Origin of the sequence: Psychrosphaera algicola (assembly GCF_028401425.1) — a bacterium.
GTDB lineage: Bacteria > Pseudomonadota > Gammaproteobacteria > Enterobacterales > Alteromonadaceae > Psychrosphaera > Psychrosphaera algicola.
The window spans coordinates 3,451,132-3,468,407 of the sequence record NZ_JAQOMS010000002.1; the positions used below are offsets into that span (position 1 = coordinate 3,451,132).

The window sequence follows — 17,276 nt, forward strand, 5'->3', positions numbered from 1 at the left end:
CCATTTTCATTCACCATGTGTGACTGGGCTAATCTCTCAAATAATAAAAATACGAGTAACGTTATGAAAACCATAAAATCGATAATTTGGCTAAGTTGCATATTCATTGCAATTTGCTTTTCCTCAAGTAGTGAAGCAAAAGTGACGTATCTCGGGGATAATGGGGTTTATGAGAAAATTTATTTGAGTAATTCTGTTACCGCTTGTGCCAGTTGCCACTACTCAGGCTCTTCCAGTTATACCGACCTCAGTACCTATTCAAAGTTTAAAACTCACGGCAGTACCTCCAGTAGCTATATAGCGACTGGGTTTATGCCCTATAGCGATGCAGACTTAAATACCAATGAGAAAAATTTAATTAGTCAGTGGGTAGCAGACGGTTCTGTTTACGCTGAAGCACCAACCGTTGCCGTAGTTACCGATATTGTGAGCTCGAAAACCAGCGCGACTCTTTATGCTTCAATTGACCCAAATGGGTTTAAACCTTCCGCATATGTTTTTAATTACAGTACAGTAAATGGGTCATGGACTAATTCGGTAGTTTCAACGAGCAGCCAAGAAAGTGCCGTTGGTACTGGCGGTGGTGGTGTCAATAGTGGTTATTACAGTGTTAAACAAGTCAGTACAAGCCTATCCGGATTAAGTTGCGGTACAACCTATTATTGGCGGCTATATGCGACAAATACCTATGGCACTAATTATTCATCTACGGACAATTTTACAACATCGGCCTGTAATTATGGCCCGACAATTTCTACGACCACGTTAAACAACGCGACAGAACAAACGTTATTTCAGCAAACAATTTCCGCCACCGATGCAGAAAGCGACACTATCCAGTACGCGCTTACCACTGCCCCAACAGGCATGACAATAGGAAGCTTAAATGGATTAATTAGTTGGACGCCGACAGAAGAACAATCTGGTAATAGCTATACCGTAACTGTGACCGCAACTGATTCGACCGCGGATATTAATGCGACGGCACAGAAAAGTTATACAATTGAAGCCTTCGAAGTTAATGATGCGCCCCAAATTACTTCAACTCCAGTGATAGTTGCGACGGAAGATTCGGTTTATACCTATAACCCCGTGGTTGTTGATGACGACGACAGTGCATTTACATTTAGCTTGCTGTCAAAACCGGTTGGGATGAGTATCAATGCGTCAAACGGCGAAATAACATGGACGCCGGTCAATGGCCAAACAACAAGTGGTTCAGTCATTATTAAAGTATCGGATAACGATGCAACAAATGAAGGCACAACAACACAAACGTTTTCTATTTCCGTCACGGCGGTAAACGACTCGCCAACCTTAACAACAACTGCAGTGACAACAGCAACTGAAGATCTGAGTTATGTTTATAACGTTGGAGCAACCGACGAAGAGGGCGATACGCTCGGATATGAATTAACGACGGCACCAACTGGCATGGTTATCGGTTCTTCAACGGGAGAAATTAACTGGACACCAGAGGCCTCTGCAATTGGCGACAACGCTGTGGTTGTTGCAATATCCGATGGTAACTCCAGTATTTCTCACAACTTCACCGTTACAGTAACCGCGGTTAATGACACACCTATCATAACGTCGGTAGCGGTTACCAATGGTGCTGAGTCGGTCGCTTATCAATATACGGTTGTTGCGACTGATGAAGAAAATGACAGCTTGACCTTTAGCTTAACCACTGCGCCAAGTGGCATGTCAATCAACGAAACAAACGGTTTAATTACGTGGACTCCTGCGGCGGCGGCCGCAAGTTATGCCGAAAATGTGGTTGTAGAGGTCTCCGATGGCAATAGCAGTGAAAGTCAAAGCTTCACTATAAACGTCATTGCAGACGACGACGCCCCATTTATTTCAAGTACAGCAGTCACAACAGCCACTGAAAACACCTTATACCAATATCAATTATCTGTAGTAGATTCAGACGATACAAGTGGCGGTGCTAACCATGTTTATACTTTGCTCCAAGCACCAGAAGGTATGATAGTCGATACATCTGGGCTAATTAGCTGGACGCCAAGTGATGAACAAACCGGTAACTTTGATGTTCAAGTGCGAGTACGAGACGGTGCCGATAATGATATCCAACAGGATATTCAATCTTATTCCATTACGGTCGCCGCCGTTAACGATGCACCGATAATTACATCAAGCCCGAGCACCTCGGCGGTACGTTTTGTTGAATATACTTATCAGGTCGTGGCAACAGATGTTGATGATGATGTTAGCGAATTAACCTTTGCGTTAACGTCTACTCAGGACAACATGACTCTATCTGCGAGTGGATTGCTAACCTGGACGCCAGGTTCAGAAGACTTAAGCTCTGGGGATATTACCATTGCCGTTACCGATGGAGGCGAAGATGGAGCCGTAGCTGTAGAGCAAACGTTTGTTATTACGGTTAGTGTATTTAACTTTCCACCTGAGATCACCTCAGAACCGGTTCTTACCGCGACTGAAGATGTGCTGTATGAATACCAAGTGGTTGTTGAAGATATTGACGATGAAAATAACGGTACCGACATCAATTTCGAATTAACGAATGCCCCCGACGGTATGTCTGTGACAAGTACAGGGTTAATACAATGGACACCACTTGAGGGCGTTGAATCAGCGAGTGCCATATTACTTACAGTGACCGACGGTGGCGAGAATGACAGCCAAGCGGCCACACAAGCATTTGATATTGTTGTTACTCAAATCAATGACGCGCCAACAATTACATCGACGCCAACACTCGCGGTCCTTGAAGGACAACAATGGCTGTATCAATTAACGATTGTTGACCCAGATGACGACGTGACTCAAGACGCATCGGCATTAACAACGACTGTGGTTTCAACATTAGGTAACGCGCTTAATGTCACCGACAGCGGTGCATTGTCATGGACCCCGCAAGAGGGCGATTTAAGTTCGGGTGAAATCATCATCACGGTGACAGATGGCGGTGAAGATGGTGCGACAAGTGCTGTACAAACTTTCACAGTAAGTGTCACAAGTGTCAATCAAGGTCCTGAAGTTGCGGCGGTGACATCGCTGAACGCAACGGAAGACTTGCCTTATCAATATACATTAGAGGTTACGGATCCTGACGATCAAAACGACGGACAAGAAATCACTTATCAGTTAGTTAGTGGTCCAATAGGCATGACAGTGTCTGCTACCGGGGTTATCGATTGGACACCAGCAGAAGGTCAATTAACGTCTGGCGATGTCATTATTCAGGTTGCTGACGGTGGTGAAGATGGGGCGGAAGCAGCATCGGTCATGTTTGTTATAACGGTCACTGCAGTTAACGACGCACCTGTGTTTGATAGCAGCCCAATCACTGAAGCGACTGAAGGTCAGCGCTATACTTACCAAGTGACTGCGACCGATGTAGATAACGATAATGACGCGCTGATCTTTAGCCTGCTTCAGGGGCCAACGGACATGACGATCGTTAACGGCGAATTGAACTGGACGCCAGGTAACAATGCAAAAAATGCAGATATTGTGGTTGTTGTAAGTGATGGTGAACTAACCGTTCAACAGAGCTTTTCGATAATTGTCACTTTGGTCAACGACGCGCCGAGTTTTGACTCACAACCTATTACCCTTGCGGTTGAAGATACGCTTTATACCTACGATATTATTACAAGCGACATTGATTCTGAAAATCTGACATTGTTGTTATTGTCGGGCCCAAATGGCATGACGTTAGTTGATAATAAATTAAGTTGGACACCAACGGAGGGCGTTGTTACCGGCAGTGTTAATTTGTCATTGTCAGATGGACTTATTACTGAACTACAATCGTTTGATATTGCCGTTACCGCCGTTAATGACGCACCTGAGGTGAGCGCATTTGAACCACAACAAATCACCGAATTACAATCTATCGCCGTTCAGGCCATATCGACTGATGTTGATTCTACTGAGGTCGCATGGTCATTAAGTGGCGCACCGCTTGGTATGTCGATATCGGCAAATGGCTTAATATCATGGCAAGCACCGCAGTTTAGTGCAGGCCAATATACCATTGATGTTGTTGCGGATGACGGCGGCGATACCAATCATCTAGGTCAACAAACCTTAGTTGTCAGCGTTTTATTATTAGATGGCGACGGTGATTTGGTTGCTGATTATGCCGATAACTGCCCATTAGTTGGTAATACAGCTCAACTCGATACCGATATGAACGGTGCCGGCGATGTATGTGATTCTGACGACGATGGCGACGGCTTAAGTGACGAAATTGAATTGGCGTTTGGGCTGAACCCTCTTGATAAAGACGATGCATTAACCGACTTAGACGGTGACGGCTTGTCTAATTTAGACGAATACCTGTTATGTCAAAGTGAAGGCGATACAAGTTGTTCAACCTTTAATCGCGACAATGTGCCACCTGTGATTACGGTGGAAAACGACGCCATAACGGTTGTTTCAACCGGCTTACTTACCGCAGTTGATTTCACCGGCAATGCCACTGCAAACGACTTAGTTTCTGGTAACGTCGATGCCACATTAAGTAATGTCGGCCCTTACCGCCCGGGTCGTTATGACTTGGTTTGGCAAGCCCGTGATGCGGAAGGCAACGTTGCTACAACAACGCAAAGACTCGATGTATTACCGCTTATCAGTGTTAATGGTACGCGGGTGATTGGTGAAGATCAGGCGGTGGAAGTGACCTTACGATTAAACGGCTCGGCACCTGAATATCCGGTGACAGTTGGTTTTGAAGTGTCAGGCACCGCAAGCAGTGAGGATATGGATTTGGTTAATGGCAGTGTTGTTATTGAACAGGGACAGGAAGGCAAAATTATGTTTTCAACATTCGCGGATACGCTGGTGGAAGAAGATGAATCTGTGCTCATTCAACTCACTTCTGTCGACGGTTTTGCGCGCTTAAATGCCATCGCCAATCAGCAAAAACAAACCCTAATGATAGTAGACCGCAACGTTGCGCCAGAACTAAAACTCGTGGCGCGTCAAAATGCACAAGTTGCCGCGAGCATTTATCAAGATCAGGGGTTAGTCACAGTGACAGCCAGCTCATTTGACGCCAACAATGATCAAATTACACTGGCAATATCGATGACAAATGGCGTGACTTTTGACGCCATAAGCGACAATGAAATTACGTTTGACCCAACTTTGCTCGACACAGCCTTTGTGCGAGTGACCGCCACCGCAGACGATGGACAACAAGTCACAACTCTTACTAAGCGGTTGGATATTGTCGCTGCAGCACCAACACTTAGCGCATCTAATGATAGCGATGGCGATGGCATCACAGACGCAGATGAAGGGTTTGGCGATAGTGACGGTGACAAAGTACCGGACTATTTAGACTCAATTGATGAACCCAGTTTAATCGCCACAAGTATAGGAGGCGACCAACTCATAGCAACAGACGGTGGCTTACAATTATCGTTAGGTGAATTGGCGGCCGCGGATCTTTCTGGTGGTGCTTTAATCAATCAGCAAAACATCGTTAATGACGCGGGTGAACAAGTGGCAGATGATGGCTTCTCCGTCATTGGCGGGCTTTATGACTTTGAGGTCTCAGGTCTAAATGATGCCATTCGTCAAGCGCGAGTGGTCATTCCGCTTAGTCAATCAATTCCGTTAAATGCGACATATCGCAAGTTTGACGGCAGTCAGTGGCTCGACTTTGTGGCCGATGCAAACAACGCAATTGCGTCGGCAAAAACGATTGCAGGAATATGCCCAGATCCAGAAGACGATGTGTATACCGCGGGATTAACTTCTTTTGATAATTGCATAAGGTTGACCTTGTCAGACGGGGGACCAAATGACGCCGACGGCGTTGTTAATGGCGTCATTGTAGACCCAGGAGGGGTAGCAATTACAACCACCGAGCTGACAGTATCGTTTGATACACCAGTGCTTGAGAAACCAACAGAACAACCAGAAGGGGGCAGTTCGATGAATATGTTGTGGTTGTTATTCGCAACGTTTTTAGTTGGCACACGTCGCAATTTAACAATGGCCACATGCCGCGAGCTTAAAAAGGAGATGTCAAAATGAACAATGCCTTTTTAAAGCTAAACACCCTTTCAAAAAGTAAATCAAGAGTTGGTGTTGCTGCCACTTTACTGGTTGCCTGTTTTTCCAGTGCTGTGAACGCTGCAGGCGAAGAGCGTAATTGGTCTATCGATGCCGATATTGGTAGCTTTTACGATTCAAACGTCGGCAAAGCCAAATTCCTTCGAGATACCGTTGAAGATGAAGTGGTGCAACTCAACGGCCGATTTCAATATCGCTGGGAAAGTAATAAAAGCTTGTTGTCGGTGAGTGCTTTAGCAGAGTCTGAATTTTACGACACGGTTGATACCCTCAATTCACTCACAGCTGGGGTTGAAGTTGCTTACAGTTGGCAAAACAGTTTTGGTTTTTAGCCCCTTTTACCGTGCCAGCTTGACCTATAAACACAAAGAGTTTGATAGTGCCGGCCGCACCTCCGATATATTGAGTTTTCAAGCATTTGCAACAAGACGAATTAGCACCGACTTTACCGGCCGACTAGGTTATCAATATACCAATGTTACAGCGGGCAATGCGGTATTTGATAATTCGGAACACAGGTTGTTTGCCAACGTCGACTATCTTTGGTCAAGAGAGCTCGTCGCTTATCTTACCGCGAGTGTCATATCTGGCGACGTTTATTCTGTAGCGCAGGCCACCTTTTGTAACGGCCTTACCGCAGACGACATCTATCCCTTAATTAGCGAATCAAAAGCAATTTGGCGTGACGACTCATTTAATCAACATTTTTGTGGCGACTGGTTTGCGTATCGTTTGGCCGCAACAACAACAAGTTTAGCGTTAGGGGTTAACTACGCGCTGAGCCATAAGTACAGTGTCGACATTTCGGCCACGGCAATCGATAGCAGTGCGTCAGACTGGGTTGAATATCAGCGAATGCTGGTGCGAGCAAGTTTATTGGTGAGATTCTAATGATGAAAATAATTTTAATATGCGCAATAACAGTCATGCTGGTGGCCTGCGGTGAAGACGCTGTCGCGCCGGAAACAGAAAGTGCTTTTCCAAAGATCCACGCCAATAAATTTTTAAAGTACGTTAACACCCAATCGGGGTTACCTGCGGGTGAATACCAACTAAAAATGTCTTCTAATGGCACTTTCAACAATATCAGTTACCAAATAGAAGTCGTAAAAGGAACCGCAACTGACGACGCAAATTTGCAGCCAGAAACGTTTACCGGTGAGTGGATTTCCGGTCAGACAAGTACAGAAACCTTTTTACTAAACCAAGCCATAGGTGTGGAAATTACCATGGCGTCATCGGCAGAATTGACGATTGGCCTATATAAAAACGACCAACTCATGGCGGCGACGCAAACAACCAGCGCAACCGAACCCGCTGTTATTTCGATTGCTGCAAGTAACATTAGTAATGCAGCTTATTCTGATGCGTATTATCGAGCGGTTGACCCAGACAATACTCGCACAACCTTGGCGGGTTGGTTAGACGCAAATGGTTTTGACCAAGGTGATGAAACCTATGTGGCATTTAGAGATACCAAAGATCTCGGATACGGCCGCAGCATGTTCGCCCGTAAACGCGCAGACGGCGGTACTGCGATATACGTTGATAATTATATTGTTAAATTAGGCGGTCCGTCACCGGCCAATTATGGCCCACTTAATGTACACGCTGCCGTTGAACAAAATAGAAAATATCATGCGGGCACTAATGCCATCGAGTTTAGCCCCATTGACGCAAGTGACCCCAACTCGCCAATGATCACTAAATTTTTCACTTTCAAACCGGCCGATAGCAGCGGTGTGCAAGAACGATTACTTGAAGCAGATCTAGATGGACGCGGCATTAAGCCAGTGCCAACCACTTGTATTAGTTGTCACGGTGGCGCTATGCTGCCGCTGGATAAAAATGGCGAGTTTCAATTACAATCTTTACAAACGGCAAAGTTAAACCTATTGGAAATAGATACATTTGAATACAGTGATTTAACGGGCTTTAGTCAACTTGAACAAAGTGAAAATTTACGTACATTCAACAGCATCATCGCTGATACGTTTGAGCAACAGAAAAATCAAACGGGTGTTAAAGGTCATTGGTCAGCCGATTTTGCGATTGAAATTGCGAAAGGTCGCTACGGTGATGATTTAGACAACGGCAGTTTTGATACCGCATATGTGCCCGCCGGGTGGCAACAAAACGGTTCTCGTCCATCGGGCGTAGCGTCTTTATATAAAACGGTTATCGAACCGCATTGTGTCAGTTGCCATTCGCTTCGGGGTACAGAAATTGGCGAGTCGACAAAAGTTGAAGTTGATGGCGAGTTAATCAGTTTAGCCAATGCGGTGAATTTTAGCAGTTATGAAAAATTCATAAGTATGTCGGATCGAATTATCGACTACGTATATCGCCGTGGGCAAATGCCAATGTCGTTAAGAAATTACGAACGTTTTTGGCAAAATCCACAGGGCAAACCTACATTCTTAGCATCTTTTTACCTGGGTTTGACGTCTTAGATGAAAACGGCCAAGTCGCCCAACCACAATTTCCTTATGCCAAAACCGTTGCGCCATCAACACTTGTTGCCCCGGGCTTTGTACTAGGTGAAGGCAGTATATTTGCCTCAACCTATGCATGGCGATTAGTTAATAAAGCAGATGATACAGATATTGTGTTGGGAGATTTAAATACGCCTAACTTAGCAATTTTATCGGCGACACCTGGGCAATACGAATTTGAGCTTGTGGTGACCAATAAGGAAGGAACCGCAAGTAGCCCAAGTCTGATAGCAGTTACCGTCGTTGATGCCGCAGACGCAACACCAGTGACGTTTGATAACGAAATTCGGACTCTTATGGGGACTAGCGACAATAGTTCTTGTTCATTATGTCACCGACCCACCGGCAGCTATCCTAATATCCCAGCGTATTATGCCGATTCGAACCCTGATCAATACTTTGACGTACGCTCGCGGATCGATTTTGTCGACCCAACAAACAGTCCAATTTTAATTAAACCCACGTCTGAAAATCATGGTGGTGGGGTTGTGATTGACCGTTCTACGGTGGAAGGTGAAAAACAATACACTATGTTATTGGACTGGATCTTGGCTGGCGCGCCATGTGGCACAGATACTGAGGTTTGTTATCAATAATTAAACTGAGGACCTTTGTTCTGGTCTTTTATTAAAGCGGTTCAAAGATGCACTAAGGTGTGTCTTTGAACGTGTCTTTTCCACTAACTTATACTTTCTCTCAATTTTTTGCATTGCGCGCATTTTTACTTATCGCCGTTCTAATTATAAAGTTAACAAACCAATTTAAGCATTTTTGTCTAATTTATTTTAAAAATGGTCAACCAAATTGTAAGTATGACTTGTATTTTGGATGTTAATTGGTTAACAATACACCACAGGATTACAATCAAAAATAAAATTAGAATAACAGAGGTAGGCATGCGTTTAACTAGAATCGCCGTAATATCAGCGTTAACAACAAGTTTATTGGCTTGTTCAGCGACTGAAGAACAACCGGCACCATTTAAAGAAAGAGCAAATTCAAAAGCGCCAGCATCTAAGTTTGACTTACGTGAATGGAAGATCACTTTACCTCTAGATGAAGACAATAACGGTAAAATTGACGAAGTTGGTGTGCGTGCGATCCAAGATTACGCCCACCCAGACTTTTTCTATTTAGACGACAACGGCCACATGGTATTCTGCAACACCAAATAAAGCGACGACCTCTGCTAATTCATCAAACACTCGTAGTGAATTACGTCATATGTTACGCGGTGACAACAAGAGCATTAAAACGGCCTCATTTAAAAATAACTTTGCCATAGCGAGACATACATTTTCTGATAAATTTGCGCAAGTTGGCGGCAAGATGGAAGCAAGTTTAAAAGTCGACCAAGTTGCAGTACGCGCTGGTTACCCAGACAAGCCACCGGCGTTTTCAGTGGTTGTTGGTCAAATCCACGCGGGTAAAGACAAAAACTTATTGGAAAAAACCAACGAGCAGTTTGGTTGGGGTAATGAACCAATTAAGATCTTCTATAAAAAATGGCCAAACCACGACACAGGCTCAGTATTTTGGACCTACGAACGTAACTTGCCAAAAACAGCAAAAGACCGTACCGACATTGCTTATCCTGTTTGGGGTAACACTTGGAAAAACCCTGCCGATCCGGGCGCTGAAGGCATAAAACTTGGTGAAGAATTTAGTTACGTTATCAACGTCCATGAAAATACCATGTACCTAGAATTTACCGCCTCAGGTAAACCAACGGTTAACTATGCAATTGACCTTAGTAACAATATTGATGCGTACGGCAACCAAGACCTTAAAGACAATCCATTTGGCTATACGCTTGATTGGCATTACTTTAAAGCCGGTGCTTACAACCAATGTAGCACTAAAGATGACGTCGCTGGTTGGTATACTGCTTGTCCATAGGTACGGGCGATTGGGAAATCGACAAGGCCAATGGTGACTACACTCAAGTGACTTTCACAAAACTTAAAGTTGGAAAAAGCACAAAGCCTTAAAAGAACACTAATGCACATTTACCAACAAGGTAACTATGACATTCCCCAAAAAGCCCTTTTTAAGGGCTTTTTGCGTTTCTCATGACTGACTTTTTATAATGTTCAAAATGGTATTACACTATTGTGATTAAGTAGAGCAAACTCAGATAAATGCTTAAAACGCCACTTTGGATAGATGATGAATTACGACGAATTTAATACATATTGCCGTTCATTCCCTGCCACCACATATGTTGTGCAATGGGGCAATTCTCATGTTTGGAAAGTGGGCGGCAAAGTCTTTGCTATTGGAGGTTGGACAAAAGACAAGACCCCAGCCTTTACATTTAAAACTTCAGAACAAAACTACGGATTTTTAAGTGAAAGCGAAGGATATCGACCAGCGCCATATTTAGCTAATCGCGGAATGAAATGGATCCAGCAGATATCAAGCAACCCAGAACTCGACGAACAACTTACATATTATTTGTCTGAATCCTATCGTTTAGTGTCGTTAGGATTAACCAAAATAAAACAAAAAGAGTTAAATCTAAATCAACCAGACAGTTAACCCCAGCTATCCCGCAACATAGGAGCTCATATATCCGCGTACACATTGGTTTGTGACTTAACAACACAGACACTTTTTGCTAGAGTTTTGCTAAGAAATCAAAACAGTTTGGCTTGCTTTGCACTAAATAAATAACCGTTGTTGAGCTAATTACAGCAAAGTTAAGCCGCCGTTTAACACATTAGGTATGGCCATAAATGCAGGGAGTCAGCTATGTATACCGTAAGTTTCCATGCCGCCGAAGGTACCGACAACCATTCTTCTGCGAGTTCGAATAGCGGTGCAAAGGGCAGCGCTAAAAGCATCTCTAAAAAGAAGAAATACAAAACCGAATCCGGCGCAATGAAGGCAATGTGGAATTGGCTTAATGCCAATAAAGGTTCTGTGAATTATTTCTCCCCACACAGCATGCCGCAAACATTTACCGACAGTAACGAACTGCCATATGAAGGAACCAAAACCGAAACCGATTTTTATCGCACGGCTAAATGGCTCCGCCTGCGGACAACAGCGTTTGAGCAATTTGGCAACAGATGCGCGTGCTGCGGCGCAACGCCAGACACCGGAGCCGTGTTGCATGTAGATCACATAAAACCACGGTCTAAATACCCACATTTAGCACTAGAGTTAGACAATCTTCAAATCCTGTGTGAAGCGTGTAATATGGGAAAACTGAATGTGTCAGAGACCCAATGGCGTTAGTGTGTATTAGTTGGCAAATGGGCAACTAGGTTGCTTTAGCTCGTTAAAGAGTAACGTTGAAGCAGTAATATATAACTAAGTTATTTGCAAAAAGATAAAAGAGATAAATTTGAAACGTCCAACTAAAGAGCAAATTCGAGCGCTACCTATGTACTCAGGTCTAAATTTACAAGACATCACCATTGTTGAAAACGAGCAAGATGCAAAACAAGCATTTGCGGCATTAAACCAAGAGCGCTGTGTTGGGTTTGATACAGAAATGAAGCCTATTTTTAATAAAGGTGAAACCGGCCCTGGACCGACCTTGATCCAACTGGCTACCGACTCACATGGCTATTTATTTCCCACTCGGTTTAAGTGTGCAGTAACCGCCGCTCGAAAAATTTTAAACAATGAACAGATCAAAAAAGTCGGTTTTGGGCTAAGAGGTGATAAAAAGAGCTGCGCAATAAGCTCGACATAGAACTAAACAATGTAGAAGACTTAGCTGTGACATTGAAAGTAATGATTGGCGACAGGGACCTAATTGGCGCTCGAACCGCTGTTGCCATGGTACTAAACGCACGACTCGGCAAGGGCGCACAAAAATCCAATTGGGGGCTTACCCACTTAAGCCAAGCCAAATCCAATACGCTGCAAACGACGCCCACTCAGCAATTTGTATCGCTAATGTATTGGCCAAACAGAAATGACCAAGCAGAATTGACCAAGCAAAGTGGGCGCGAATACAACAAGGCCGTTGGTTAATAACGACGACGCAGATTAGCCACTTCGGCAGCAGCGTTCGCTTCATGGGCTGCAGCCGCGACTTCTTTGTCTACAACGGTTTTACCAATAGGCGCAATTGAAATACCAGCGAGCTTTAGGTGTTGGATGGCAAACGGGATCCCTATAATAGTCACAAAACAGGCAATAGCAGAAACAAGATGACCAATGGCGAGCCAAAGCCCAGCAAACAAAAACCAAATTACGTTACCCACAACCCCAAACTCACTAGTGCCAACGTCCTCTTGCAAGGTTAATTCGTCGCGGGCAATAGCCTCTTTGCCAAAAGGAAAAAACGAAAACCCCGCCATCACAAAACAAGCGCGACCCCACGGAATACCCACAATACTTATAAAGGCTAGTAACCCAAAAAAGCACCAAGCCAAACCCATGACTACACCGCCAAATATAAACCAGATTAAATTACCAATTGCACTCATCTCAAATCCTCAAAAAACACTCACTTTAGAAATCATAATAAAAAATAGGGGCAGTGCGCTATAACTAATTTGTGAGAAAATGTGTGGCAACCCAGCCAGCAGCGCCAAAGCTCGACTTGGGGTTGAAAATATTAGGAAAAATTAGAATCGTTTATTTGTAGTGGCATAGTGATTTTGGCCACTACACTGCAAACATGGTTAGAGAAAAACCAACCAAGATTGATTGGAAAAACGAAATTAGCAGAGGCCGCCAACTACTTAGCAAACCAATGGTCAAAGCTCATTGTGTATCTACAAGACGGTCAGTTGAACATCGACAATAACCGAGCAGAGAGGGCCATCAAGCCCTTCGTGATTGGTCGAAAAAACTGGGTGTTTAGCCAAACTGCAAACGGTGCCCAAGCCAGTGCTAATCTCTATAGCATCATCGAAACGGCCAAAGCCAATGGCTTAGTGCCGTTCGATTACATGATGAAATGCCTCGATGAACTCTGCAAGCCAGAGCCCGATATCGAAAGTTTATTACCATGGAACTTCAAAGCCTAGGTGGGATTGGCCGGACGTTTACTACATTGTTGAAATAATCTACACGAACAAAACGTCCTGCAAGTATTTCAACAGCACGTTCAAGTATCTGTTCATCATTTAATTAAATGGATTTTGGGTAATTGCTGGGATGAAAGACTCCTCATTCCAATAAATATAAGGGTTTTCAACGTCCCGTTTTTGAAATTTGGGAAGTTACTCTTTACATAGGTAGTTATTTTATTATTCAATTTAATATGCGCTAAGTATAAAAAGCAAAGTTTTTATTAGAGCTTCTACCATGGTAAATCAGATTCGGGTAATAGTTGTTTAATCGACAGCAACACATTCACATTTCGCAGTTGAGACAACATTCCCTTACCCTTTAAACTTTCTATACAGTGAATGCACCTACTTATACATAATAATAATTTAACATCATTTTGAGGTAATAAATTTAATAACTCCAAATTATATTCAAGAAATTCAACATAAAAATCGGCTGCTTGTTGCATGTATAATGGGCTATCAACATCGTAATCACATTTATCTGCTAGGGATGAGCTCATGGCTGGAGGTTGGGTAGCCAAAATATTCCACAACTTGAAAAGCTCGACTCTTGCACTGTCCGCTTCTCTTAAAGCAAGCAATACATTTATCAGGTCTAACATAGAATCGATAGTATATTTATTGTACTCACCGAATTGACCTTTATTAAAGAGCTTAAGGTTGTCGCATATTTTTAATTTGGCATTTGAATATTCTCCGAGGTTAGTAGATGCAACAGCTTCATATACACAAGCTGACTTGAACTCCTCTTCTTTTATGTTTGGATTATTTTGACATAACCGAGAATAAAAGTAAGCTAAATGTTGTTCATTATATTCTAGTAACACTCTAGAAAATTGAGCGCGTCCCGCATCCTGAAATGAATCCTTCCAGGTTGTTATAAATACTCGTTTAAACATTTCTGATTGGTCAGAGTCTAAAATATTTAAAAGTAAAGCGTCTAAAAGAAATGGAGAATAATCGTACAACGCAGAGATCAATAGTGGGGAGGAAATAAACAGTGCCGAATAAGTGGGAGCTTTTGAAAGGTAAGCTTGTTGGGCTATAGCCTTATATGTACCGTTAGAAAATAATAACTCTGGAGTATTTCGGCTGTACTTTTTGTAAACAGCATCTAGAAATTGATATCGCCATTTTTTAATTTCGCTGTTAAGTGACTTAATGCTAATGCCGTCAATGTTATTGATAATTACAGGGTTTAATAAATAAATTGCTTTTAAAACAAGTGCTTCGTTAATGTCTGGCTTAATGATTTTTATACAAGAATATATTTCCTCTTCACTCGTCTTAAAATCTCCTAGAAGGGAATACACATAGAGCACCAGATCAAAATTAGCATCTTTGAATAGTAAAGTATTCATCGACTCAATGTATTTTTTTCGATATCTTGAAGCGACGTGGTGTTACTTAAAAAACGTTCTAAATCAGCTGTAATATTATTGAAATCAGATATTAACCTTAAGTACTCAAATGTAATATTTAATGCTAAAGGGCTATAAATCATGGAGTTGTTTAAAATTGATAACAATTCATTTGAAACTGCCTTGCCATACATCGACGCAAATTTCGTGAAATAAATCTGTCTGTAATCGAGTAATTCATTTTCTTTAATCGCTATCTGGTAGACTTTCGATTTTGCATCTTTGCTTATTAAGTCTAGTTGCGTGTTAGAGTATATAATGAAGAGGTTTTTGGGCAGGCTCGCTTCTGACAAAATTAAATCAAAATACGAGTGGCCTATAGGCTCTGATTTATCAATGCTAGACTTTATTAAGTCATTTAACACAATAAAAACTTTCGTTTCTTTTCGTGAATTCCAAAAACTCATTAATCTTGTCAGCGTATCCCAAGCATTAAAATAGTGTATATCTTCTCCTGGCGTTTTTTAGTGTAGGTTTTAACGTTTAAAAGTTCGGCAATAGATTTATTTGCAATGTTTAGAACGTCGAGAATTGATCTGCCAATGCTATAATTTTCAATAATCAACGAATCTGGAAAAAGATTTCCAGTACGTTTGCCATATGCGCTAAAAACGTTGTTGCTCCATAACCACTGTTGCCCTCAATTCCGATAATTGAGTATTGTTCAGAGTTTATCTTCTTTAATATATTATCCGAACCGTAACCATAGAAATGCGGATGAATAATGCCGTGAGAGATTCTTTTTCGTTTTAATTTTTCAACTATCTGGTATTTATTTATGTCCGAAGTATTATTAGCCGTAGAAATAAATTTATGTATTTCTTCGGTTAGGTGCTCTGATATGAGTGTCACTAATTCGTCTGGTGTTTCGTAAGAATGAGGGGAAACATACTTATCCATAGCGAGCTCGGCTTTTAATTTTTCGAGTTGGTCGCGCTGTTTATAAACATTCTTTTCTCGAATTAGTGAATTAAAAGAGCTTTCTCCACGTCTTGGGGATAATTGTTTTAGAATATAGGAGTCGTCAGGTTTTCTAAAGTAGAACAATAATTGTTCATGGGAAATAGCATTTTCAATGGCGTGCTCAATTTCCATATGGGTAATACTTATTCTTCTTTCTAAATAAGTTCGGATTTTAGCTGCTAATTGACTAGTTGAATTTTCTGTATACTTCTTAATATCCACTTCATCTAATCGAGGGACCCACCCATAGCGATCACCTATAATGTTAATGAAAAATATTTTAGAGTTAGTGCTATTTTCAATTTCCGTAAGGCAATGCTCAATTGTTAAACCCTGCTCAACCTGTTCAGGAGTGACTCCCCAATTCAAGTCGATTACTCGAAAACTTAGTCCGTGAGTTTGACACAAGTTTTCTAGTTCCGGAAATACCTCCAATCGTAGCGCATTTCTTTCTTCTGTCATGTCTTCGAAAGTTGAAGATAAAAACACTCTTATTTCATAGGGATTGTATAACATAATTAAAATTCTTAGTTGCTAGCAATTAAATACCGAGCGACTGATAAAAAGTCACGTAAGGTCATTTGTTTATTCGAATAGGTTTTATCTTGGCTGACTTATAATAATCAAATATTCCTCAATATAAGAATAACTGGTATCCGTAGATGAATGAATAATAAAAGCTTTCAAATTAACCTCCATGTGCTGTTGTTAGTGTTTTTATGTTGTTTATATTTAACCAAATAACGTGCTCATTCGATAACTCTTGTGCAGCAATTAGTGCGGTTTTATCAATGTTTTCTTCGTCAATATCCTTATTTTGAATAGCCTCGATGGCTTGGTCTAAAAAAATAATATGTTGATTTGCGAACTGAGATTGTTCCTTTAAGGATTTATTCACAGCAAGTTGCTCGTTTATAAGGCCAATAACAGGAATTAAAGCTGATAAAAATACGGCCCAGACTTTCCCGGATATCCCAAGAAAAACAAATGAGTTTAATAAGTAGTATGTCCATGGAAATAACACCAAAAAGAGTATAATAATTGGTAAATAAATGGATATTTTAATAAAGCGCTCAGCTTTTTCGTGCGAGCCATGTAATCTATGGTGAGACTTGTTAAAGTATGCTCTTTGATTTTCAAACCAGTCTAGTAGAACATCTCGTTTAGACATGTTGCCTGTTGGAGCATATCCACAAATAGTAGATTGCTTTAGAATTGACCTGACAGTTGAGTCAAATTCTGAACCCCTGTATTCAAAATAGTGCTTAAGGACT

The 17,276-nt window shown here is 41.9% G+C and carries 14 protein-coding genes and 2 pseudogenes; 11 read left to right on the forward strand and 5 right to left on the reverse strand.

Translation table 11 applies throughout. The annotated features are described in order from the left end of the window. The first annotated feature begins 63 nt into the window (after window positions 1-63). From PN838_RS18910 to PN838_RS18955, 10 genes and pseudogenes are all read left to right on the forward strand, one after another. Entirely contained in the window at window positions 64-6,042 is a 5,979-nt protein-coding gene (locus PN838_RS18910) for a putative Ig domain-containing protein (RefSeq protein WP_272181641.1), read from the forward strand. Further along, window positions 6,039-6,413, forward strand: coding sequence for a hypothetical protein (locus tag PN838_RS18915; protein WP_272181642.1), 375 nt, complete (start codon window positions 6,039-6,041; stop codon window positions 6,411-6,413). The genes PN838_RS18910 and PN838_RS18915 overlap by 4 nt, the downstream gene beginning before the upstream one ends. Before the next feature lie 19 nt (window positions 6,414-6,432). Next, window positions 6,433-6,972 carry a hypothetical protein gene (locus PN838_RS18920; protein ID WP_272181643.1) on the forward strand — a complete coding sequence of 180 codons (540 nt, stop codon included), beginning with the start codon at window positions 6,433-6,435 and terminating at the stop codon, window positions 6,970-6,972. Next, a complete protein-coding gene (locus tag PN838_RS18925; protein ID WP_272181644.1) occupies window positions 6,972-8,534 on the forward strand; it encodes a hypothetical protein in 1,563 nt (520 codons plus the stop codon). Before PN838_RS18920 ends, PN838_RS18925 begins: the two co-directional genes overlap by 1 nt. Beyond that, entirely contained in the window at window positions 8,471-9,172 is a 702-nt protein-coding gene (locus PN838_RS18930; RefSeq protein ID WP_272181645.1) for a hypothetical protein, read from the forward strand. Before PN838_RS18925 ends, PN838_RS18930 begins: the two co-directional genes overlap by 64 nt. A 300-nt stretch (window positions 9,173-9,472) precedes the next feature. Next, window positions 9,473-10,567 (forward strand): annotated as a pseudogene (locus tag PN838_RS18935) (polysaccharide lyase family 7 protein). A 178-nt stretch (window positions 10,568-10,745) separates the two neighbouring features. Beyond that, the gene (locus PN838_RS18940; protein ID WP_272182653.1) at window positions 10,746-11,117 is read left to right on the forward strand and encodes an MmcQ/YjbR family DNA-binding protein; all 372 of its coding nucleotides are present in this window, start codon (window positions 10,746-10,748) and stop codon (window positions 11,115-11,117) included. 213 nt (window positions 11,118-11,330) lie between these two features. Next, a complete protein-coding gene (locus PN838_RS18945) occupies window positions 11,331-11,819 on the forward strand; it encodes an HNH endonuclease (RefSeq protein ID WP_272181646.1) in 489 nt (162 codons plus the stop codon). A gap of 109 nt (window positions 11,820-11,928) precedes the next feature. Beyond that, window positions 11,929-12,282 carry a 3'-5' exonuclease family protein gene (locus PN838_RS18950; protein WP_272181647.1) on the forward strand — a complete coding sequence of 118 codons (354 nt, stop codon included), beginning with the start codon at window positions 11,929-11,931 and terminating at the stop codon, window positions 12,280-12,282. A 26-nt stretch (window positions 12,283-12,308) separates the two neighbouring features. Further along, entirely contained in the window at window positions 12,309-12,566 is a 258-nt protein-coding gene (locus PN838_RS18955; protein WP_272181648.1) for a hypothetical protein, read from the forward strand. Here PN838_RS18955 and PN838_RS18960 read toward each other — a convergent pair. Beyond that, window positions 12,563-13,024 (reverse strand): YccF domain-containing protein, encoded by a 462-nt coding sequence (locus PN838_RS18960; protein ID WP_272181649.1) that lies wholly within the window; start codon window positions 13,022-13,024, stop codon window positions 12,563-12,565. The genes PN838_RS18955 and PN838_RS18960 overlap by 4 nt on opposite strands. A gap of 186 nt (window positions 13,025-13,210) precedes the next feature. Between PN838_RS18960 and PN838_RS18965 the strand changes: the two are divergent. Beyond that, window positions 13,211-13,570: pseudogene (locus PN838_RS18965) on the forward strand (IS66 family transposase); the annotation flags it as partial. A 275-nt stretch (window positions 13,571-13,845) separates the two neighbouring features. Here the strand turns inward: PN838_RS18965 and PN838_RS18970 are convergent. The 4 genes from PN838_RS18970 to PN838_RS18985 form a co-directional block, all read right to left on the reverse strand. Further along, the gene (locus PN838_RS18970; RefSeq protein WP_272181650.1) at window positions 13,846-14,979 is read right to left on the reverse strand and encodes a hypothetical protein; all 1,134 of its coding nucleotides are present in this window, start codon (window positions 14,977-14,979) and stop codon (window positions 13,846-13,848) included. Next, complete coding sequence (locus PN838_RS18975; protein ID WP_272181651.1) at window positions 14,976-15,404, reverse strand: hypothetical protein; 429 nt, start codon at window positions 15,402-15,404, stop codon at window positions 14,976-14,978. The genes PN838_RS18970 and PN838_RS18975 overlap by 4 nt, the downstream gene beginning before the upstream one ends. Before the next feature lie 196 nt (window positions 15,405-15,600). Beyond that, window positions 15,601-16,518: a DUF4062 domain-containing protein gene (locus tag PN838_RS18980; protein WP_272181652.1), complete on the reverse strand. Its 918-nt coding sequence runs from the start codon at window positions 16,516-16,518 to the stop codon at window positions 15,601-15,603. Between the two features lie 172 nt (window positions 16,519-16,690). Next, a complete protein-coding gene (locus PN838_RS18985) occupies window positions 16,691-17,173 on the reverse strand; it encodes a hypothetical protein (protein WP_272181653.1) in 483 nt (160 codons plus the stop codon). Window positions 17,174-17,276 lie beyond the last annotated feature (103 nt).